Annotated in this window: 20 protein-coding genes and 1 riboswitch; of the genes, 15 read left to right on the forward strand and 5 right to left on the reverse strand. The window is 44.5% G+C overall.

Going from position 1 to position 20,486, the window contains the following annotated elements; genetic code table 11:
* Positions 1 to 91: 91 nt before the first annotated feature.
* The 5 genes from SporoP8_RS11270 to SporoP8_RS11290 all read left to right on the forward strand — a co-directional run bounded on the left by SporoP8_RS11270 (position 92) and on the right by SporoP8_RS11290 (position 3,970).
* Entirely contained in the window at positions 92 to 1,141 is a 1,050-nt protein-coding gene (locus SporoP8_RS11270) for a threonine aldolase family protein (RefSeq protein WP_085132582.1), read from the forward strand.
* 67 nt (positions 1,142 to 1,208) lie between these two features.
* Positions 1,209 to 1,475, forward strand: coding sequence for a hypothetical protein (locus SporoP8_RS11275; protein ID WP_085132583.1), 267 nt, complete (start codon positions 1,209 to 1,211; stop codon positions 1,473 to 1,475).
* 212 nt (positions 1,476 to 1,687) lie between these two features.
* The gene (locus tag SporoP8_RS11280) at positions 1,688 to 2,122 is read left to right on the forward strand and encodes a hypothetical protein (protein WP_085132584.1); all 435 of its coding nucleotides are present in this window, start codon (positions 1,688 to 1,690) and stop codon (positions 2,120 to 2,122) included.
* Positions 2,123 to 2,399: 277 nt separating this feature from the next.
* Positions 2,400 to 3,053, forward strand: a complete 654-nt coding sequence (locus SporoP8_RS11285) for a VTT domain-containing protein (protein ID WP_085132585.1) — start codon at positions 2,400 to 2,402, stop codon at positions 3,051 to 3,053.
* Positions 3,054 to 3,361: 308 nt separating this feature from the next.
* Positions 3,362 to 3,970: a protein kinase family protein gene (locus tag SporoP8_RS11290; protein ID WP_157111255.1), complete on the forward strand. Its 609-nt coding sequence runs from the start codon at positions 3,362 to 3,364 to the stop codon at positions 3,968 to 3,970.
* Positions 3,971 to 4,051: 81 nt separating this feature from the next.
* Here SporoP8_RS11290 and SporoP8_RS11295 read toward each other — a convergent pair whose 3' ends face one another.
* Positions 4,052 to 4,897 (reverse strand): DegV family protein, encoded by an 846-nt coding sequence (locus tag SporoP8_RS11295; RefSeq protein WP_085132586.1) that lies wholly within the window; start codon positions 4,895 to 4,897, stop codon positions 4,052 to 4,054.
* A 562-nt stretch (positions 4,898 to 5,459) separates the two neighbouring features.
* Here SporoP8_RS11295 and SporoP8_RS11300 point away from each other — a divergent pair.
* The gene (locus tag SporoP8_RS11300) at positions 5,460 to 5,714 is read left to right on the forward strand and encodes a GlsB/YeaQ/YmgE family stress response membrane protein (RefSeq protein WP_085132587.1); all 255 of its coding nucleotides are present in this window, start codon (positions 5,460 to 5,462) and stop codon (positions 5,712 to 5,714) included.
* 74 nt (positions 5,715 to 5,788) lie between these two features.
* On the opposite strand, the gene SporoP8_RS11305 is transcribed toward SporoP8_RS11300, so the two are convergent.
* Positions 5,789 to 6,523 carry a MerR family transcriptional regulator gene (locus SporoP8_RS11305; RefSeq protein ID WP_085132588.1) on the reverse strand — a complete coding sequence of 245 codons (735 nt, stop codon included), beginning with the start codon at positions 6,521 to 6,523 and terminating at the stop codon, positions 5,789 to 5,791.
* 149 nt (positions 6,524 to 6,672) lie between these two features.
* Here SporoP8_RS11305 and SporoP8_RS11310 point away from each other — a divergent pair, with 149 nt between their 5' ends.
* The 3 genes from SporoP8_RS11310 to SporoP8_RS11320 all read left to right on the forward strand — a co-directional run bounded on the left by SporoP8_RS11310 (position 6,673) and on the right by SporoP8_RS11320 (position 8,229).
* Entirely contained in the window at positions 6,673 to 7,182 is a 510-nt protein-coding gene (locus SporoP8_RS11310) for a YfiT family bacillithiol transferase (protein ID WP_085132589.1), read from the forward strand.
* Positions 7,183 to 7,442: 260 nt separating this feature from the next.
* Positions 7,443 to 7,769 (forward strand): YnfA family protein, encoded by a 327-nt coding sequence (locus tag SporoP8_RS11315; RefSeq protein WP_085132590.1) that lies wholly within the window; start codon positions 7,443 to 7,445, stop codon positions 7,767 to 7,769.
* 40 nt (positions 7,770 to 7,809) lie between these two features.
* Positions 7,810 to 8,229 carry a PaaI family thioesterase gene (locus tag SporoP8_RS11320; RefSeq protein WP_085132591.1) on the forward strand — a complete coding sequence of 140 codons (420 nt, stop codon included), beginning with the start codon at positions 7,810 to 7,812 and terminating at the stop codon, positions 8,227 to 8,229.
* Positions 8,230 to 8,258: 29 nt separating this feature from the next.
* Here SporoP8_RS11320 and SporoP8_RS11325 read toward each other — a convergent pair whose 3' ends face one another.
* Positions 8,259 to 9,095: a cytochrome c oxidase assembly protein gene (locus SporoP8_RS11325; RefSeq protein ID WP_085132592.1), complete on the reverse strand. Its 837-nt coding sequence runs from the start codon at positions 9,093 to 9,095 to the stop codon at positions 8,259 to 8,261.
* On the reverse strand, positions 9,085 to 9,588 hold the full coding sequence (locus SporoP8_RS11330; protein WP_085132593.1) for a DUF2243 domain-containing protein: 504 nt from the start codon (positions 9,586 to 9,588) through the stop codon (positions 9,085 to 9,087). Before SporoP8_RS11330 ends, SporoP8_RS11325 begins: the two co-directional genes overlap by 11 nt.
* A gap of 234 nt (positions 9,589 to 9,822) precedes the next feature.
* On the opposite strand from SporoP8_RS11330, the gene SporoP8_RS11335 reads away from it, so the two are divergent.
* The 6 genes from SporoP8_RS11335 (at position 9,823) to SporoP8_RS11360 (ending at position 17,969) form a co-directional block, all read left to right on the forward strand.
* Entirely contained in the window at positions 9,823 to 10,332 is a 510-nt protein-coding gene (locus tag SporoP8_RS11335) for a hypothetical protein (protein ID WP_085132594.1), read from the forward strand.
* Between the two features lie 535 nt (positions 10,333 to 10,867).
* Positions 10,868 to 11,986, forward strand: coding sequence for a glycerate kinase (locus SporoP8_RS11340; RefSeq protein ID WP_085132595.1), 1,119 nt, complete (start codon positions 10,868 to 10,870; stop codon positions 11,984 to 11,986).
* A 75-nt stretch (positions 11,987 to 12,061) separates the two neighbouring features.
* Positions 12,062 to 13,483, forward strand: a complete 1,422-nt coding sequence (locus SporoP8_RS11345) for an alanine/glycine:cation symporter family protein (RefSeq protein ID WP_085132596.1) — start codon at positions 12,062 to 12,064, stop codon at positions 13,481 to 13,483.
* A 489-nt stretch (positions 13,484 to 13,972) separates the two neighbouring features.
* Positions 13,973 to 14,148: riboswitch (cobalamin riboswitch) on the forward strand.
* Positions 14,149 to 14,305: 157 nt separating this feature from the next.
* The gene (locus tag SporoP8_RS11350; RefSeq protein WP_085132597.1) at positions 14,306 to 16,528 is read left to right on the forward strand and encodes a ribonucleoside-diphosphate reductase subunit alpha; all 2,223 of its coding nucleotides are present in this window, start codon (positions 14,306 to 14,308) and stop codon (positions 16,526 to 16,528) included.
* Positions 16,516 to 16,953, forward strand: coding sequence for a flavodoxin (locus SporoP8_RS11355; RefSeq protein ID WP_099626920.1), 438 nt, complete (start codon positions 16,516 to 16,518; stop codon positions 16,951 to 16,953). Before SporoP8_RS11350 ends, SporoP8_RS11355 begins: the two co-directional genes overlap by 13 nt.
* Positions 16,932 to 17,969 (forward strand): ribonucleotide-diphosphate reductase subunit beta, encoded by a 1,038-nt coding sequence (locus SporoP8_RS11360; protein WP_085132599.1) that lies wholly within the window; start codon positions 16,932 to 16,934, stop codon positions 17,967 to 17,969. The genes SporoP8_RS11355 and SporoP8_RS11360 overlap by 22 nt, the downstream gene beginning before the upstream one ends.
* A gap of 665 nt (positions 17,970 to 18,634) precedes the next feature.
* On the opposite strand, the gene SporoP8_RS11365 is transcribed toward SporoP8_RS11360, so the two are convergent.
* Positions 18,635 to 20,179, reverse strand: coding sequence for a succinyl-CoA:acetate CoA-transferase ScpC (locus tag SporoP8_RS11365; protein WP_420066727.1), 1,545 nt, complete (start codon positions 20,177 to 20,179; stop codon positions 18,635 to 18,637).
* Positions 20,180 to 20,486: the final 307 nt, after the last annotated feature.

The raw sequence follows: 20,486 nt of genomic DNA on the forward strand, positions 1-20,486 counted from the left end.
TCATTGAAAGAACAATGTAATATGTAACAAAAATCCATCATTCTATGGTATACTTGCAGAAAAAATCAGGCATATTTGGAGATGGACAACTATGATACGATTTGAAAATGATTATACGGAAGGCGCGCATACGCGAATTCTGCAACGATTGATCGAAACAAATGAAGAACAAACGCCGGGATACGGTATGGATGAACACTGCGAGAAAGCTAGAGAGTATATTCGTAAAGAGTGTGAAGCGAAAGAGGCAGATGTTCACTTTTTAGTAGGAGGCACTCAAACAAATACTACGATCATCGCGTCGATTTTACGTCCGTACCAAGGTGCAGTCGCTGCCGAGAGTGGACATATTGCAACGCATGAAACGGGCGCTATTGAATCTACTGGACATAAAGTGCTTACTGTACCTAGCGAGGACGGGAAAATTACAGCGGAGCAAGTGAAAGAGTTAGTGGATGCTCACTGGAATGACGCGAGCCCTGAGCATAGTGTACAACCAGGCCTCGTATATATATCAAACCCTACAGAAAATGGAACGACTTATACTAAAGCAGAATTGGAAGCTTTGAGTGAAGTATGTGGGGAATGCGAGTTGCCATTAGTACTGGACGGTGCCCGACTTGGGTATGGGTTGGCTTCGGTTGATAATGACATCACGTTAGCAGATTATGCACGACTATGTGATGTATTCTATATTGGTGGAACGAAAATAGGTGCGTTATTTGGTGAAGCGGTCGTCATTACCAATGATTCATTGAAAAAGGATTTTCGATATTTTATCAAACAAAGAGGCGGCTTGCTCGCTAAAGGAAGACTGTTAGGCATCCAGTTTGAAACGTTGTTCGAAGATGGTTTGTACTATGAAGTCTCGAAACATGCTGTGGAAATGGCGTTGATCCTTCGACAAGCATTTGTGGAGAACGGGTTTGCATTACGTTTTGATTCGACAACTAATCAGCAATTTCCGATCTTGCCAGAGTATGTCATGACAGAGCTGAGTAAAAAGTATTCATTCACTTTCTGGGAAAAGGTCGATGCAACTCATAGTGCGGTTCGTTTTTGCACAAGTTGGTCTACTAAGAAAGAACATGTTGACATGCTCGTGAACGATTTGCATCGGCTATGTATTACATCTTACTAGTAGCTGGTTAATGTTGAATTACGGTAGAGAGTAAAATGAAATGTACTCTAGTTAGGGAGGTTTGTTTATGAATACGGAAAGTATATTAATTGTAGCACTCGCTTTAGCAAGTGTAGGATTCTTATTGCTGATCCTAGGGCAAGCCAAACAAATTAGAGTATTGAAGGAAGAGAATCAGAAATTGCGTCCCGTCGAAAGTCAGGATGAATTGATCGCTGTTGCACAGGAAAAATTAAAAACTCTCGGTGTCGTAAAAACGGTGAAGTACTTGCGGGAGTATAAAGGCATGTCGATGGTAGATGCCAAGCGACTTGTGGATACTATTAAAGAATAACTATTCGTAGACCTTACCAGTATTTTGGTGAGGTCTCTTTTTGTGATGGTATGACCCCCGAGAGCATGACTGCAAAGAACCTCTTTAAAGTGATGAATTATCCATCGGCTTATCCGTACTTTTCGAATCTAGAGCGGGATGAATAGGTTCGTTTATTCATAAAGTCAAAGGGAATAGATAACCAACTACCTTATGGAAAAGAGGGAAAGCAGATGAAGCAGTTTTTGCAGTTGGTTAGCATAGGCATTGTCAGTGGTGCCGTTTTGGCGCTACTCCTGTTTGGCGTATGGGTCGTAACCGGAAATGAAGCGTATGTTTTACTGTATAATGTAGACTACTTCCCCATCATTCATGTCTTTTCGGATGTCGCTTGGTTCGGCATCGTCTTTCACTTCGTTTTTTGTATCGCCAGCGTATTGGGACTGTTTTACCTATTGAAGTTTTTCAAATGGCAATACAATATGTGGCCGTATGTGGTTGTGTACACAGCGGGGAGCGGTGTGTTGTATTTCCTTACCTTGCTGACTGACCGGCCGCCAGCAGCGGATGACGGCATGGCATGGTTGTACTGGACAGGAAGTCATTTGATATACGGTGTGCTCGTTGCTAGCCTGGTCATCCGATACGTAGACCGTGGTCGTGTGTAGCGGGTGTGGGGTTCAATTAGTTGGAAAAGACAATAAGTTGGATGAACTTACGGGAATCCATGGTATATTTACTACACCACATAAGTAGGCGCAAACGCTTAGTATCCAACTCCTGTTTTACTTTCAAATGGGAAGGGATGCTATTTATTTTACGGGCTTAGCACTTTTCAAGGATAAATACCCTAAGCCAAACGTAAAGTAGATAGATCGTGTGTATACGTTTGGTATTCTCACTTGCGTCGCGTCGTAGTCATTTTTCCAAAAAAGGAGCCTGTACATGAATCTCATTCAAGGACTAATCAGCTTTATCTTGCACATTGATGAGCATCTAGTCGATATCATTCAAATTTTTGGCGGTTGGTCGTACGTCATCTTATTTTTAATCGTTTTTATTGAAACCGGTGTAGTGATATTTCCATTTCTACCTGGTGACTCTTTGCTGTTCGCAGGTGGTGCATTTGCGGCGTTAGATGCATTTAATATTTGGTGGCTTGTCGCGGTCTTCTTCGTTGCAGCTGTCCTTGGTGATACAGTGAACTACCATATTGGACGTAAAGTGGGGATGTCGATTTCTCCCGGCAGTTGGCTAGGGAAAGTGATAAACCAAGAGAAAATGAGAGCTGCAGAGACGTTCTTTAATACGCATGGTGGAAAAACTATCTTGATTGCCCGCTTTATGCCGTTTGTCCGGACATTCGCTCCGTTCGTTGCGGGCGCGAGCCGCATGAATTATCGGTACTTTGCTTTCTATAATGTCGTTGGAGCGGCATTTTGGGTAGGTCTATGCACGATGCTAGGGTATTTATTCGGCAATATTCCTGTTATTAAAGAGAACTTTTCCACGGTGTTGCTTGCAATTATCTTTTTATCTGTCCTGCCTGCATTAATCGGTGTGGTGAAAAGTAAATTGAGCAGGCAAGCTGTACGATGAGAAAGGTCGATTGTTTTATCATAGTGAGTCAATAAATATCTATGCATTCCTAGTTAGTTGACATATAAGGCGGTTCAATTTATAGTGAGCCTATACTAATATACGAACACTTCCGTTAAGGGGAGTAGCTATCACAGTAAAAGTCGTCAATACAGGATGGGAATCCTCGGCTTTACTGGCAACTTACGTTGTTTGCGAGACCTTGCCAATTATTTGGTGAGGTCTCTTGTGATTTTTATAGAGATATCAAATCCACTAATTGGTTTTGATGTCTCTTTTTTGTTTTTAAAATTATTGGAGGTTACGCTTTGAGTATATATCAGGAACTTGTGGAGTCGATCGTCGTGAATCAAAAGAATCGTCTAATGGACTTTCATCCATCTTTGCAGCTTATCGGAACAGGGAGAAGTGCGTTTGTATTTCGAATTCAATCCTCGAACAAGGCGATTAAAGTTTTCTTTCCAAATTTCGTCTACATTGCGAAGGAAGAGGCTGAGATTTATCTAGTACTCAAGGATATTCATTATTTTCCACGTATTTATGAAGCAGGCACGAATTATTTAGTGATGGATTACGTGGAAGGAGATACGCTTTTTGATTGCCTGACAAATGGGCGGTTGATTACAGACGCACATATTAAAGAAATCGACTATGCTTTATCGTTAGCATCTGACGCGGGGTTGAATCCGTCAGACATTCATTTGCGAAATATATTGATCACGCCTGACGATCAAGTCAGACTGATCGACGTGGCGCGGTATAGACAGCAAAAAGATTGCAGGCAGTGGAGTGATTTGAAAAAAGCTCATCGCCAATTTTATCAAAAACATTTCTTTTGGAAGAAAGTCCCGAGCTCGTTTTTGAATGGTGTAGCGTACTTGTATAAAAAGGGACTCATCCCATCGTATCGGTTATGAAGAATGCACACGTTACGAGTTTTAGTGTTTTATAAACAAAGAAAGGACCGAATTCACAATGAATTCGGTTCCTTTATATATTCAATAGGTGACCCAGCTTAATCCCGTCGTTCCTTCGCCTGCATGCACGGCCACACAAACACTAAGTGAAACGACTTGAACATGTAATGTCGGAAATTCTTTTAGTAGCTCGTTCTTCCATATGTTAGCGTCCTGTGGATTATGGCAATGAATAACCGCTACTTCTGGTACAAAACCTTTTTCCATATCGGAACGGAGTAGGGAAGTAACATGTTTTTTTGCCCGCTTCATGGACCGCACTTTTTCCGTCATCACGGCTTTTCCGTTCTCAAAACTAATGAGAACTTTTATGTTCAGCAAATTACTTAAAAATGCTTGTGTTCCTGAAACGCGACCACTTTTATGCAATTGGCCTAGACTACCTGGGATAAACGATAACTTAGAATTTGCAGTCATCGCAGTAAGGGCTTCCACGACTTCTTCTGGTCCTTTACCTTCCGCAAACAGTTCATTCCCCATCTCAATCATTTTGACCATTGGAAAGGAACCGATTTTTGAATCAATAGGGTACACAGGGAAGTCTGTCATCTTTGCTGCGGATTGAGCGCTTTCAAATGTACCTGAAAGTCCACTAGATAAATGCACGGCAATCGCAAAGTCATATCCTTCTGTCTGCAGTTTTTCATATAAAGTAGTCATCTCACCAATTGTAGGTTGTGAGGTTTTAGGTGAACCTTTTGCAGCGCGTAATTTATCATAAAACTCGTCTTCTGTAAGATCCAGTGATTCCCTATAGCATCGATCTTCAAACACTACGCCAAGAGGAAGTACAGATACATGATGTCGTTGAATAAAAGCCTCATCTACTTGTGCTGCCGTATCCGTAATCCAAGCTATTTTCTTCATTATAAATTTCTCCTCAAACTATAAATTTCGTATATGAACTAGCGAACTTCTATCCATAACTTACACTAAGGATTAGCCAGGACCTAGTGATAATTGTCATATCTTGTCGAATTAATGCGTTTGCTGTCATAAATTGAACATATGTTTAGAGAGGAGAATGAATCGAAGTGTAGGAATTAACGAAGAATCCCATGGACGTGGTTTGTGGATAGTGTAATTTACCATCTGTAAGGTAATAACGGGTTCATCTATAAAACAATAGCTGTCAAAAAGATCGCTATCCTCGTTTTCACTATTCGACTGCCGTTGAAATGAAAGGATCGCATACTTTTATAACCTCCAGTTCCTACTGCGTATATCTAGTACTGTAGTACATTATATCATCCACGACGATTGGAACATATGAGCGGTACTTTTTGCATACATGCGCCTACACGGATTTTTATGATGAATACTATGCTGTAACAAGGAATAGATTACTAATAAGATGTAACTCGATCACTTCATGATGTTCGCAATTTGAGTAGTAAATACACTTAAAATAGCTGAAGGGGCGTGTGAAATGAGTATCCTTTTATATTTAATAATTGGCGGTGTAATTGGTTGGTTTGCTAGTCTACTCATTGGAAAAAGTGTCCCAGGTGGTATTGTGGGGAATATGATTACGGGAATCATAGGTGCGTGGATTGGCGGCAATTTATTAGGTAGCTGGGGCCCGCGGTTAGGAGAATTTTATGTCGTCCCTACTATTGTAGGCGCATTGATTTTTGTTATAGTCGTCAGTTACATTATGAAGGCGACACGGAAAAGGCGGTAACTAGATGGGGCTACCCGCATTGTCGAGCGGGAGCTCTTTTTCTATTGATTGCAATCTGTCGTGCAAGAGGATGTTTATTTTTTGTGAGTATCTGAAAAAATGGTCATCGCTTCGCACATAAATTGTGCCAAACCTGTACCGAATTGATCGATATTTTTCGTGAAGCGTTCGTCTGCTGTATACATATGCCCTAACCCTTTGAACGCTTCCAAAGTGTAGTGATGACCAGTATGTGTATTCAAAAACTCATACCATTCTGTAATGGCTGTTTGTGCTTCAGTGGATTCAGGTGGTGTGTTTTTGAGCTGTGCCAATTTCCGGTAGATGTCATTCATCTTTTCTCCGACGGCTGTATTTTTGAATGCGGTGTTTGATTGTTCGATCGCCTTTGCTCCCCATAATTTCCGCGCTTCTTCTTCATATGGGTTTTGACTGAAATTAAATCCTTTAAACTTTTCTTCATTGGACATGTCGATCTCTCCTTTTAGATAGTGTGTAGTTTTATCGATGGTCGCAACCATTTGATCGATCCGGTCGCGTTTCTCAAGCAATAGTTTTCGATGCAGCTGAAGAGCTTGCTGGCGGTCAAATGACGGATCGCTGAGAATTTCCTTTATTTCTTTCAGAGGAAAGTCCAGTTCTTTGAAAAAAAGTATTTGCTGCAACGTCTCGAGATTCTGTTCGGAGTAATAGCGATAACCCGCGTCTGTGGTTTCCTCGGGTGTCAGCAATCCGATTTCATCGTAGTGATGAAGTGTGCGCACGCTAATACCGACTAATTCCGCGACTTGCTTTACCTTCATTTTCATTATCAGCACCTCCTTATTATGTAGTATAAAGTGTAACGTAACGTGAGGGTCAATACATGTAGTAGAGTTTTTAAAAAGTAGTGCTGAGAAAATCATAGAGTAATCAGATAATTTATGGGATAATGAGGTAATGAAGAGGGGGTTTTGTAATGGATCATCGATTTCCGATCGGAGAATTACACGTTCCTGAACAAGTGACGTTGGAAGATATTCGAAAGTGGTTACAAGAAATTGAAAGCTATACAACTCGATTGAGGGGAACTGTAGATTCATTGAATGACGAAGAACTAACTAAAACGTATCGCGAAGGTGCGTGGACAGTTCGTCAATTGGTGCATCATATTGCAGACTCGCAGTTGACTATGTATCAGCGATTAAAGCTTGCGTTAACAGACGACCATCCAACAGCACCTGCTTTCGATCAAGAGAAGTGGGCTGTACTCCCTGACACCGAGCTACCGGTGGAGCCTTCCATTAAGATGCTCGAAGGGATCAATGAGCGTATTGTCGCGTTAGGCAATAGTCTGACAGAAGAGCAACAGCAACGAACATTTATTCATCAAGTAAACGGAGAGATTACAGTAGCGAAAAAGATCGCGAAGTTGGCTTGGCATGAAGCGCATCATTTAGCACATATTGAGATCGCTTTGGCGAAATAATGGAAGATGTGGTGAACGGCTTATCGAACTTCGGTAAGTCTTTTTACATACGAGCAATGAACGAAAGTACAGTCGTCATTTTTAATTGGCTCCACGCCAAGTCTATGGGTTTAGAATGTAGTCAACCTGATTTTTAAGAGGTTGCGATTATGATATAGTTAGGACTAGTTTTCAAGCAATAATCTTGCGTGCGTCTACAGCTGTAAGCAGATGAAAAGTCCACGCTGGATTATCCGAAGTGATTAAATGGAGGTTTACTGATGGTGAAAGTTGTAGTGATATTTCTCCTAGCCGGCTTGGCCGAAATCGGTGGAGGGTATTTGATTTGGCAATGGCTGCGCGAAGGTAAATCTGCGATGTTTGGCTTATTCGGCGGCGTTGCATTAATTGTATATGGCGTGGTGGTCACATTCCAGACATTCCCGTCTTTTGGCAGAGTGTATGCAGCGTATGGAGGAGTGTTCGTTTTTCTATCTGTATTATGGGGATGGGGAATTGATAAAAAAACCCCTGATTTGTACGATTTCATAGGGGCGGGTATTTGCCTGATTGGTGTGTCCGTCATATTGTTTGCACCGAGATCGTAATCAAATGAAGGACAACATTTTATAAGGGGAGGACGAGAATATGACGCAAAATGAAATGTTTCATATCGGAAAGCAAGCACTGGAAGCCCAATCTTTCAGCAAACTGTTAGGTACTGAATTGATGGAGTTTAAACCAGGTGAAGTCGTTCTGGAAGTTCCCATCACGGAACATGTATTGCAGCAACATGGCTTTGTGCACGGTGGGGTCATTGGTTATGCAGCTGATAATGCATTGACCTTTGTAGGCGGTTCCGTTCTGGGCCCTAACGTATTGACGGCAGAATACAAAATCAACTATATACGGCCCGCTGTTGGTGAAAAGTTAATTGCCCGGGCGACAGTTATATCAGCAGGCAAGCGGCAAGCCGTATGCCGTTGTGATGTTTTTTCCGTCAAAGATGGAGAAGAGAAGATGTGTGCCGCAGCCCAAGGGACCATTATGACAGTGATAGCCGAATAATGAAATGTATAACCGAAGACAAAACGCACCTAGTAGTTGGCAGGTGCGTTTTGTGTCGTTTCACTCTTATACACATGAACGTCTGAAGTGGATGGAATGTTGGTCTGTTGACGTTTCGCCGAGTGATACCAGCTTCTAAACAATAGAATGATCAACACGAGATCCACCGCATCGCCTCCGTAATACATAAGCATAGCTCCTACACGCGCTTCTTCAACAGGTACACCGGCAGGCGGATAGGCATATAGGAATTTTGATAGAATTCCGTGTCCCGCAAGAGCCACAATAAAAACTACAGTGCGGTATCGGTAACTATAGCGGTGAGATACAGGATCGATGTATAAAAGAGAAATGGTAAATAAATATCCCGCAACGAACACGTGCACATGGATCAAGATATGCAGCCAAAGATGGTGGTGCATGGCCGCAAACAACCCCGTCGTATATAACAGCCACAGTCCGCCGATGTTCAGAATGGATGCAGTGACGGGATGTGTATAGAACCCCGCGAGTCGGCTTTTTAGCAAGTAGGTTACTTTACGTGCCTGCCGAACGGGTAGTGTCCGCAGCAATAACGTCATGGGAGCGGCGAGCGCCAACAGAAGGGGGCCGAGCATGCCGAGCAAGAGATGGCCCAACATATGCCATGTGAAAGAATCATGTGACAGGTCGGCAAGCGGTCCGACGACAGCACTTGCTGAGGCTACTACACCCGCTACCCACAACACGATCCGTCTCCGTGGCCATTTTCGCAAACGTCTTTGTCGATTGGAATGAAAGACAGCGACTCCGTATAATAGGATGGCGAGAACCGCAGAAATCCCAAATAGCCAATCGGTTACACTGATATATGAATTATGTTGCATGAAGCATCAACCTTTCCGCCGAGCGGGCATCCCGTTGCGCGGACTTGATGAGCAACAGACCGATCACAATCATCAAAATCGCAGAACCGTTCCAAATGATATCATACGGAACGATGTCCACGTTATAACGAATCTGATGAATGCGCATGACCTTGTGTTGAATGGTCCCGTCATATAATTGGAACGCCCCGCCCCCGAGTAACTTGCCACCCCAGAACATCTTATGCCATAGCGCATTTCTTCTACGCAAATCCGCCACCAAATACAAACCGCCCACCGTCGCAAACCAGCTGAACGCATGAAACAAACCATCCGACACCAAGCCAACCGCCACGGTAGATTTATCATAAAACTTGTGCCAATGCAGCAGTTGATGGAACAGTGTCTCATCCAAAAACGCCACAAACCCAAGGCCGAATAGTATACCGGCCCATAGATTTCTTTTCTGATAACTTTTTCGGTTCGTCCAGTTTTTCACTTTTAACTCAGCCATATTTCACCCGCTCCCTTCCTTATGTATGTAGTGTTCCCTGAGGGTGCAACATTTAAAACCTGTTGTGTGGATGTTAGACGGGGGATGAACTGGGGGCTTATAGAGCGGGTAGACGTCCTCATAGAGCGCTTTTCGAAGAAGTATGATCGGACTTAGGTTGCCTATGAGCGGAAACGTGTCCTGATAGAGCGGGTAGACAGACTCATAGAGCGCTCTCCGCAGAAGTATGCTCGGATGCCGGTTGACTATGAGCGGAAATGTGTCCCGATAGAGCGGATAGACAGACTGATAGAGCGCTCTCCGCAGAAGTATGCTCGGATGCCGGTTGACTATGAGCGGAAATGTGTCCCGATAGAGCGGATGAACGGCCTCATAGAGCGCTTCCCGCAGCAGTATGATCGGATACTCGTTGACTATGAGCGGAAATGTGTCCCGATAGAGCGGCTGAACGTCCTCATAGAGCGCTTCCCGCAGAAGTATGCTCGGATGCCCGTTGTCTATGAGCGGAAACGTATTCCGATAGAGCGGATAGACGTCCTCATAGAGCGCTTTCCACAGAAGTACTATCGGATCTCCGTTGACTATGAGCCAAAACGTGTCCCGATAGAGCGGGTAGACAGCCTCATAGAGCGTTCTCCTCAGAAGTATGATCGGATGCCCGTTGACTATGAGCGGAAATGTGTTCCGATAGGGCGGCTGGCCAGCCTCATAGAGCGTTCTCCGCAGAAGTATGATCGGACTTAGGTTGCCTATGAGCGGAAACGTGTCCTGATAGAGCGGGTAGACAGACTCATAGAGCGCTCTCCGCAGAAGTATGATCGGATGCCGGTTGCCTATGATCGGAAACGCGCCCCGATAGAGCGGATAAACAGACTCATAGAGCGTTCTCCGCAGAAGTATGATCGGATGCCCGTTGACTATGAGCGGAAACGTATTCTGATAGAGCGGATAGACGTCCTCATAGAGCGCTTCCCGCAGAAGTATGCTCGGCTTCTCCGGTTGCCCATGAGCGGAAACGCGTGCTGATAGAGCGGATGAACGTCCTCATAGAGCGCACTCCACTGAAGTATGATCGGCTTCCCGTTGCCCATGAGCGGAAACACATCCCGATAGAGCGGCTGAACGGTCTCATAGAGCGCTATCCACTAAAGTATGATCGGATCCACATCCATCATAGCCAGCGGAAAGTCTATAGTATAAAAATATAGTAGCTATCCAATAATTTATGGTAACTTTTCTTGCATAATCTGCTAGAATACGAATAAAGGGAGTGTGAGCTGTGAAAATTGTCATTGCCCCTGATGCATTTAAGGGCAGCTTACAGGCAGATCAAGCGGCCAACGCTATGTATAGTGGCGTGAAGAAAGTATATCCGCATGCAGAAGTAGTCCGTTTACCCGTCGCGGATGGTGGCGAGGGAACGCTTGCTGTCCTTGTCGCGTCAACTGGCGGGACGTTGCGAACCGTATCTGTGCAAGATCCGCTTGGTCGCACAATAGATGCATGCTTTGGTATGCTTGGTGACGGTGAGACAGCGGTCATTGAAATGGCACAGGCGTCCGGTTTGCTGTTGCTTGAGGAGCATGAACTCGATCCAATGAAAGCGTCAACATTTGGCACGGGGCAGTTAATTCGTCATGCGCTGGATATGGGTTACAGGAAAATGATCATTGGACTTGGCGGGAGTGCGACGAATGATGGGGGAGCGGGTTTGCTTGAAGCGCTAGGCGTTCGTTTCCTCTCTGATGGACAGCTATTGCGGATGAATGGGGCTACGCTTCCGTTAATCAATGAAATCGATACCTCGCAACTGGATAAACGTTTGCTGGAGACGGACATTCGCATTGCATCTGATGTGGACAATCCGTTTGTCGGTGAGCAAGGCGCGTCGTTTGTTTTCGGTCCGCAAAAAGGAGCGGATGCAGAGATGATCCTGCGTCTGGATGAAGGGTTACGACATTTGGCGGACGAAACGGAAAAGCAAATGGGCGTGCGATTGCATGCGTTACGCGGTGCAGGAGCGGCTGGGGGAAGTGCGGGTGCATTAATTGCCTATTGTGGAGCGCGTCTTGAAAGTGGAATTGATGTCATGCTCGAAGCGATGGATTTCGAAAAGCATCTCTCTTCAGCAGATTTCATTGTAACAGGGGAAGGTAAGACGGATCGGCAGACGCTTGCAGGCAAGGCATTAATGGGGATTGCAAAGCTTGCGAGGGTAGAGGATGTTCCGGTTATTGTCATTTCAGGAGCGATTGAAGAAGCAGCGCGTCAAGAGCTTCTTGTGTGGTTCACCGAATTGCATTCATTGGATGATGGAAAGAAGTCGTTGGCCGAATTGATGGCAAATGCGGCAGAGTTATTGGAAAACAAAACGTCGATAGTCATGCAAAGTAGATAGTAGAAAATAGTTTTTTATTATGCGATGCATAGCAAGTAGGCGGGTAGGGTATAGAATACACGAGGAGGTGGTCAGATGTTTCAAGATGCAATCAACTGGCTTGTAGGGCCGGCGAATAATTTCATTTGGACATATGTTTTAATTGGACTTTTATTGGCAACAGGTTTATATTTCTCAATTCGCACGAAATTTGTACAAGTACGCTTATTTGGTGAGATGTTCCGTCTGATTGTTGAGAAGAAGGATAGCAACGACGGGGTATCGCCATTCCAAGCATTTACAATTAGTGCCGCGTCACGTGTAGGGACAGGTAACGTAGCAGGGGTAGCCCTTGCGATCGGAATCGGTGGGCCCGGCGCGGTATTCTGGATGTGGGTTATCGCTATAATCGGTATGGCGACTGCATTCATTGAAAGTACATTGGCGCAAGTGTATAAAGTGAAAGACGGCGATACTTTCCGCGGAGGGCCGGCGTATTATATGCAAAAAGCGTTAGGCTGGCGGAAACTTGGTATTGTCTTTGCGATTTTACTGACGATGTGTTTCGGATTCATCTTTAACGCAGTGCAATCGAACACAATCAGTCAATCGTTCACAGACGTATTCGGCATTCCACATTGGGCTGTAGGAGTTGGACTCATTGCTCTGACGGCAGTAATTGTCTTTGGTGGTGTGCAGCGTATTGTTAAAGTAACGCAGACTATCGTACCTATAATGGCAACATTTTATATTATCGTAGCATTGTATATTGTGATATTGAACATTACAGAAGTTCCAGCGATGATCGCATTAATCTTCGAGCACGCATTCGGTATTAAAGAAATCATGGGCGGCGGAATCGGTATGGCTATGATGCAAGGTGTACGCCGAGGTCTGTTCTCCAATGAAGCAGGTATGGGTAGTGTGCCAAACGCAGCAGCTACAGCGAACGTATCGCACCCAGCAAAACAAGGACTCGTACAATCATTAGGCGTATTTTTCGATACCATCATCATCTGTTCAGCAACTGCCTTCATTATCTTACTTGGCGGCTTGTACCAATCAGGCGAAACAAACGGTATCTTATTGACGCAAGCATCCATGGAAGTACACGTAGGCGCATGGGCACCATACTTCATCGCCGTAGCGATCATGTTCTTCGCCTTCAGTTCCATCATCGGTAACTACTACTATGGCGAAACGAACATCGAATTTATCAACGCTAACGTCTTGTGGAAACGAATCTACCAAGTTCTCGTACTCGCTATGGTCTACTTCGGAGCCGTTGCAAAAGTACAAGTCGTCTGGGACATGGCCGACTTATTCATGGGACTAATGGCCATCATTAACTTAGTCGTTATACTACTCCTGGGCAAAATTGCCTTCAAAGTACTCGACGACTTCACCAAACAACGAAAGGCGGGCAGGAACCCCGTCTTCAAAGCAGCTAGCATCCCTGATTTAAAAGGCGCAGAGTGTTGGGAAGAAACAGCTGAAAGAGCAGAAGATCGTTTGTGATATTGATAGATAATATTGGGCTTTTTATATTTTGATCTTAAGACTTTGAATTGGAACTAATAAATACAGTGAATTTTCTAGGTGGTCTACGTTAGAAAGTAGGATTGTAGCGGAAGCAGGGGGCGACTCCGGGAGGATCAGCGTGAGTCTGAGACCCTGGCCAGGTGCCTTAATTTCTGCAAAGTACACAGAAATACGGCAAAGCGAACCCTTCGCTGTTCGCTTGGCTCAGGCCACGCCCTTCGGAAAGCGTCCCCCTGCTGTAGCGGAAATCCCTTCTCCTCACTAATTTCACTATCTAATTAAAACGTTCACACAAACAATTTAGTCAAGAAGTAAAAAGTTTGATATACTATAAAATACTGAATAACAAAAGTCGAATCGTAGTTCAGAAGAAGGATTCTGAACATCGGTTCGATTTTTGTTTTGCATGTTTGAACACAACATGTTAGGGTTATATATGAATCAATACACTATATATAGTGTGTAACAGCAATTAGATGAATTGGTACCCACCACGTTTAAAAGGGAATCCGCCACGAACGGAGCTGCCCCCGCAACTGAGGGCACGGACGACTATCTTGTAAAACCACTGCTTCGGCGGGAAGGAAAGATGGAAGAGCGATGTGCCAGCCAGTAGACCTGCCAGTCATCTCAGCAAAACATTCTTCGGGGTTGGAGAGTGAAAGCACAAAGCAGTCTTTTTCAGTCTGCCTAAAACTTTCCGCTATCTACTAAGCGTCAATTGACGACTCCCGATTTTATTGGGAGTTTTTTTATTTAGTATATAACCGAACTAATTAACTAAAGGGAGCGGATATAATGGCTATTATTCAAGAAGCTGTGGGACTTAATCTATTGATGGAAAACTTACAAGAGGAATTCGGCAAGAAACAAATCGAACCGTTGATCGAAGCGAGCGAGAAATTCCAGGAGCGTCACCCGGCAAGCTCGGCAACTGAGTGGACGAATGCGATGGTGCTAGAGTCTTTAAGCCGTATTGATGAAGCGACCACGTATTGGACGTTTGTAGCTGCGCGTATTTATTTATTCGACGTCTATGCAAAGCAAAAAGCATTGCGTGGAGCGGATGTGTATACCGATTTTGCGAAAAATGTAGAACGCTTGGTGGAACAAGGTTTATATACACCTGTTCTGACAGAGAAATACAGCCAAGATGAGCTTCAGGAAATCGGCAAGCTACTCGATCCTTCTCGTGACCTTTTATTCACATATATCGGCTTGAAAACATTGGTAGACCGCTATGTAACAGTAAACTTTAAGAAACAATCAGTGGAGCTTCCGCAAGAGCGCTGGTTAATTATCGCGATGACGTTAATGCAAGATGAAACAGTAGACCGCATTCATAAAGTCGGCGAAGCATATTGGGCGATGAGCAACTTGTACATGACCGTTGCGACACCTACATTATCGAATGCAGGCAAGATGCACGGACAGCTATCAAGTTGCTTTATCGATACAGTGGATGATTCCTTACAAGGGATTTACAACAGCAACACTGATATCGCGAACTTGTCGAAATTCGGCGGCGGAATCGGTGTCTATATGGGGAAAGTTCGTTCTCGCGGTGCATCGATTCGTGGCTTCGAAGGTGCATCAAGCGGTGTTCTCCCATGGATCAAACAGCTGAACAATACGGCAGTCAGTGTCGACCAACTCGGTCAACGTCAAGGTGCCGTAGCCGTTTATCTCGACGTATGGCATCAAGACATCTTCACATTCCTTGATCTCAAGCTCAATAACGGTGATGACCGTTTGCGCGCACATGACATTTTCACAGGCGTTTGCTTGCCGGACTTATTCATGGAGAAAGTCGAGTCCCGCGAAGACTGGCATTTATTCGATCCACATGAAGTCCGCACGAAAATGGGCTATTCATTGGAAGACTTCTATGATGAAACAAAAGGGAAAGGAACATTCCGCGAGAAGTATGAAGAATGTGTCCGCAATGAAGATTTATCCAGAGAGACGGTTTCAGCGATTGAAATCATGAAGCGTATCCTACGTAGCCAGCTCGAGACAGGAACGCCATTCATGTTCTACCGTGATGAAGTAAACCGTATGAACCCGAATAAACATGAAGGCATGATTTATTCTAGTAATTTGTGCTCAGAAATACTTCAAAATATGTCAGCATCTACACATGAATCCGTAACACTAGAAGACGATATGGTCGTCACACGCACGAAGCCAGGCGATTTCGTTGTATGTAACCTGTCATCGATTAACCTTGGAAGAGCGGTTACAGCAGACGTGCTAGACCGTTTGATCCGCATTCAAGTGCGTATGCTCGATAACGTCATTGATCAGAACCAAATCCCAGTTGTACAAGCACAACGCACAAATGCGCGCTACCGTGGAATTGGACTTGGCACATTTGGCTGGCACCATTTACTCGCATTGAAAAATATTCAGTGGGAATCGGATGAAGCGGTGAATTTTGCAGATGAGCTGTATGAAAATATCGCGTATTTGACAATTAAAGCTTCAATGGAATTATCGAAAGAAAAAGGCGCGTATCCATTGTTCGATGGTTCGGATTGGCAAACGGGCGAATACTTCGAGCAACGCGAATACGATTCGAATAAATGGCGTGAACTGCGCATGGATGTGGCAATGAACGGTATGCGGAACGGCTACTTGATGGCAGTCGCACCAAACAGTTCAACTTCGGTTATCGCAGGTTCAACAGCGTCAATCGACCCAGTATTCAAACCGTTCTACCATGAAGAAAAGAAAGACTATAAATTACCGGTTATTGCACCGGATCTAGATCATAATACGTATGACATTTACCGTCGTTCCGCTTACATCGTGGATCAGCGCTGGTCTATCAAGCAAAACGCCGCGCGTCAGCAACACATCGATCAGTCAATTTCATTCAATATTTATGTACCGAACTCCATCCGCGCATCTGTTATTTTGGATTTACACTTGCAGGCATGGAAATCCGGCATGAAAACCACGTACTATATGCGTTCAACTGCAGCGGAGATTGAGGAGTGCGAGTGGTGTCATTCTTAATCGCCTATGCATCCTGGAGTGGCAACACTCAGGAAGTAGCGGAATTGATTACGGAAAGTTTACAAAGTGAAGGCGTCGAAGTCGATACCTATCGTATCGGCATCGGTGTCATCCCAAACGTTAAAGAATACGACGCGCTCTGCATCGGTTCATTCACATGGGAAAAAGGTGCAACGCCCGATGAAGTAAAAGACTTCGTGGCGGACGTCGGTTACAAACCCGAGCTCGTCTATGTCTTTGGCACAGGGGATACGCAGTTTGGCGGCGACGATCTATTTTGCAAAGCCGCAGACAAGCTAGCAAAATTCTATCATTCACCTTTTGACCCACTGAAGATCGAACAAAGTCCGCGTGGTATACAAGAACAAACGGTTACGAATTGGACGAAAGGAGTGCTCGAACATTGGCGACACTTACAAGAGTAAAAGTACTGAATCCTGCAAACCCGAATAAGGCAACAGCTATTTTCGGTGGCGAAGCAAGCGGCATCCTAAACTGGAACGACATCGCGCACCCTCATTTCTATACATTACGTCAGCGAATCCGTTCTCTTTTCTGGACGGCGAATGAAGTCGACATGACGCAAGATGTCAAGCAGTTCTCAAGCCTGACACAAGAAGAACAATCCGCATTCCTAAAAATTATCGGCCTACTGGCGACACTTGACGGTCCACAAACTGTCATCGCAATGAAAATCGCAGACTTCACAACGGATCCTTCCGTCAAGTCGATTCTCGCGACTATTGCCGACCAGGAAAGTGAGCATAACCATAGCTACGCGTATGTACTTTCATCTGTCACGAACTTAGACAAGCAAATGGAAGCCTTTGAAATGGGGCGCACTGACGAAGTATTAATGAAGCGAAATGAACGAATTGTAGATGTCTACAATGAATTTGCGGAGAACCCGACAATCGAAACAGTTCTAAAAGCGATGGTGTATACGACATTATTAGAAGGTCTATTCTTCTACAGTGGCTTCGCATTTTTCTATAACTTAGCGCGCCATCAAAAAATGGTTGGCACATCCACGATGATTTCGTACATCAACCGTGACGAACTGCAGCACGGTAAAGCGATCAGCGATATCTTCCGAGCAGCTTTGGCCGAAAATCCAGAGTATAACACAGACGAATTCACGGAATGGATCTATGACCAATTCCGCCACTCCGTCGAGCAAGAAGTCATCTGGAGCCGCTATGTATTAGCAGGAATCGATGGCCTGGAGCTAGAAGAGATGGAAGGCTACGTGAAGTATCGCGCGAACAAAATGTTGCGCATGCTCGGCTTGAGCGAAATCTATCCAGAGTTCACAGAGAATCCAATGAAGTGGATCCGCGCGTACGTCGATAACTTCGACGACACGAAAACGGACTTCTTCGAACAAACTAGCCGTCAGTACGTGAAGACTAGTGATTTGAACGGCTTTGATGATTTGTAATAAGTAAGAGTGGAAGGGGAATCCGTTATGGGTTCCTCTATTCTTCGTGGAAGGGGGCGCCTTTGATCGATGCTCTGCGCTCACGATCAACTAGTTTCATTTTCCCTAAGAGATAACACTCATATATATGGCCAAGCGCTCATACATTCACGCTATCCGCTCATACATTTTCGCACCCGCTCAATGACCCTTGGAAAGCGCTCTATCCATCCGTTTACCCGCTCTACGTGACTCAGTATCCGCTCTATGCACTCGCTTAACCGCTCAATGTCCATCGTGGCGACTAGCCTAATCCATCTTGAGAGAGGAGACGCTCATATATATGGCCAAGCGCTCATACTTTCACGCTATCCGCCCTATGCGACCCGGCATCCGCTCTATCCATCCGTTTATCCGCTCTACGTGACTCAGTATCCGCTCTATGCACTCGCTTAACCGCTCAATGTCCATCGCGGCGACTAGCCTAATCCATCTTGAGAGAGGAGACGCTCATATATATGGCCAAGCGCTCATACTTTCACGCTATCCGCTCTATGCGACCCCACGTCCGCTCTATCCACCCCCACATCCGCTCAACCCAGCCATTTACCCACCCCACCCCCAAAAAAATCACACGAAAAAACCAAGCGGATCGAAGTCCGCTTGGTCATTTCCTATCTATAAAATTACTTCTGAACTTCTACAGTCTTGTGCATCGTCTTGTTTTTCGCAAGATTCACGTGCCAAGATAGCGCTTCTTCCAAGATGTGTGGAGTTTGTCCGCCAACTTGTTCAACTGCTCTATTGTAATAATCACGTAGCTCTTCCTTGAAGTCAGGGTGAGCACAGTTCTCTATCAACAATTCTGCTTTCTGTCTTGGAGCCAAGCCGCGAAGATCCGCGTACCCTTGTTCTGTAACGATTACGTCTACATCGTGCTCCGTGTGGTCCACGTGAGAAGAGAAAGGTACGATAGATGACACGTCTCCGCCTTTTGCGTAAGACTTCGTAACGAAAATCGCGATGCGTGCGTTACGAGCGAAGTCACCAGATCCACCGATGCCGTTCATCATGCGTGTTCCGCTAACATGTGTAGAGTTAACGTTTCCGTAGATGTCTAGCTCAAGCGCTGTGTTGAATGAAATGATACCCAAACGACGGATAACTTCCGGGTGGTTTGAGATTTCTTGTGGACGGAATACGAGTTTATCACGGTATTTAGCGATATCGTCTTTGAAGCTGTCCAAACGCTTTTTAGATAGAGTCAATGAAGTAGCAGAAGCGAATTTCACTACGCCGTCATCGATCAAGTCGAAGATTGCGTCTTGAAGTACTTCAGAATATACTTCGATATCTTTAAACTCAGAACTTCTCATGCCGTCAAGTACTGCGTTCGCAACCGAACCGACACCTGATTGAAGAGGCATTAGCGTTTCATCCATACGGCCCAATTTGATCTCGTCACGGAAGAAGTTCAACAAGTTGTTTGCAATCTCTTGTGTCTCTTCGTCTGGAGGAACGATAGGGGAAGGAATATCACCTTTCTCCGTAAGAACAATTCCGACAACCTTTTTAGGGTCTACTTTGATTCCTGGTGTACCGATTTTATCTGTTGCACTGTAAACAGGGATTTCTTTACGTTGGTTTTGAGCATCTGGAATATAGATGTCGTGTAAGCCTTCAAACTCCATAGGCGCGTTAACGTTCAATTCGATGATGACATGCTTCGCTTCTTGAACGAAAATCGGAGAGTTACCTACAGAACCAGTCGGGATGATATATCCTTCTTCTGTAATAGCTGCTGCTTCGATGATTGCATAGTCAACGGGTCCGATTACGCCTTGGCGAATCCATTCAGCTGTATGGGAAAGGTGCTGATCGATATAGAATGAGTCACCTGAGTTGATTTTGCCGCGCATTGCTGGGTTACCTTGGTATGGAACACGTAAATTGATGACGTCTGCATTGGCCATTAATTCATCTACGTTCGGGCCCATTGAAGCACCAGTGAAAACGTTTACTTTAAAGTCCTCAGTTTTTCCTCGTTCTGCCAATGCCAAAGGCACCGCTTTTGCGTCTCCGGACAAAGTAAATCCACTCAGACCTAGAGACATTCCATCCTCGATCCAAGAAGCTGCTTCTTCTGCTGTAACAATTTTATCTTTTAGTGCTTCACAACGAAGTACTTTATTTAATTCGTTTGCCACGGTATCATCCACCTTACCTTTCATTTTGTATATAATTCTATCATTTATATAAATAAAATCAACATAATATTATGAGAACTATACTAAATTTCCCATTTGTTAAATAAAAACACTTAAAATTGTGAAAATAATAGAACGTATTCAGAAGGCGGTATAAAGAGTTTTCCCTCACTCAGAAAGTAAAACTAGAGATTCGTGAAAGGAGAATAGGGAATTCCCTGATAGAAACAAGTATGGAAACACGTATACTTATTTTATACAAAGATATTTTACAAGAGTTGATAGAAAAGTCCTACGATACGTTGTAATCAATAGGGAATTCCCTTATGTG

Source organism: Sporosarcina ureae (assembly GCF_002101375.1).
Classification (GTDB): Bacteria; Bacillota; Bacilli; order Bacillales_A; family Planococcaceae; genus Sporosarcina; species Sporosarcina ureae_B.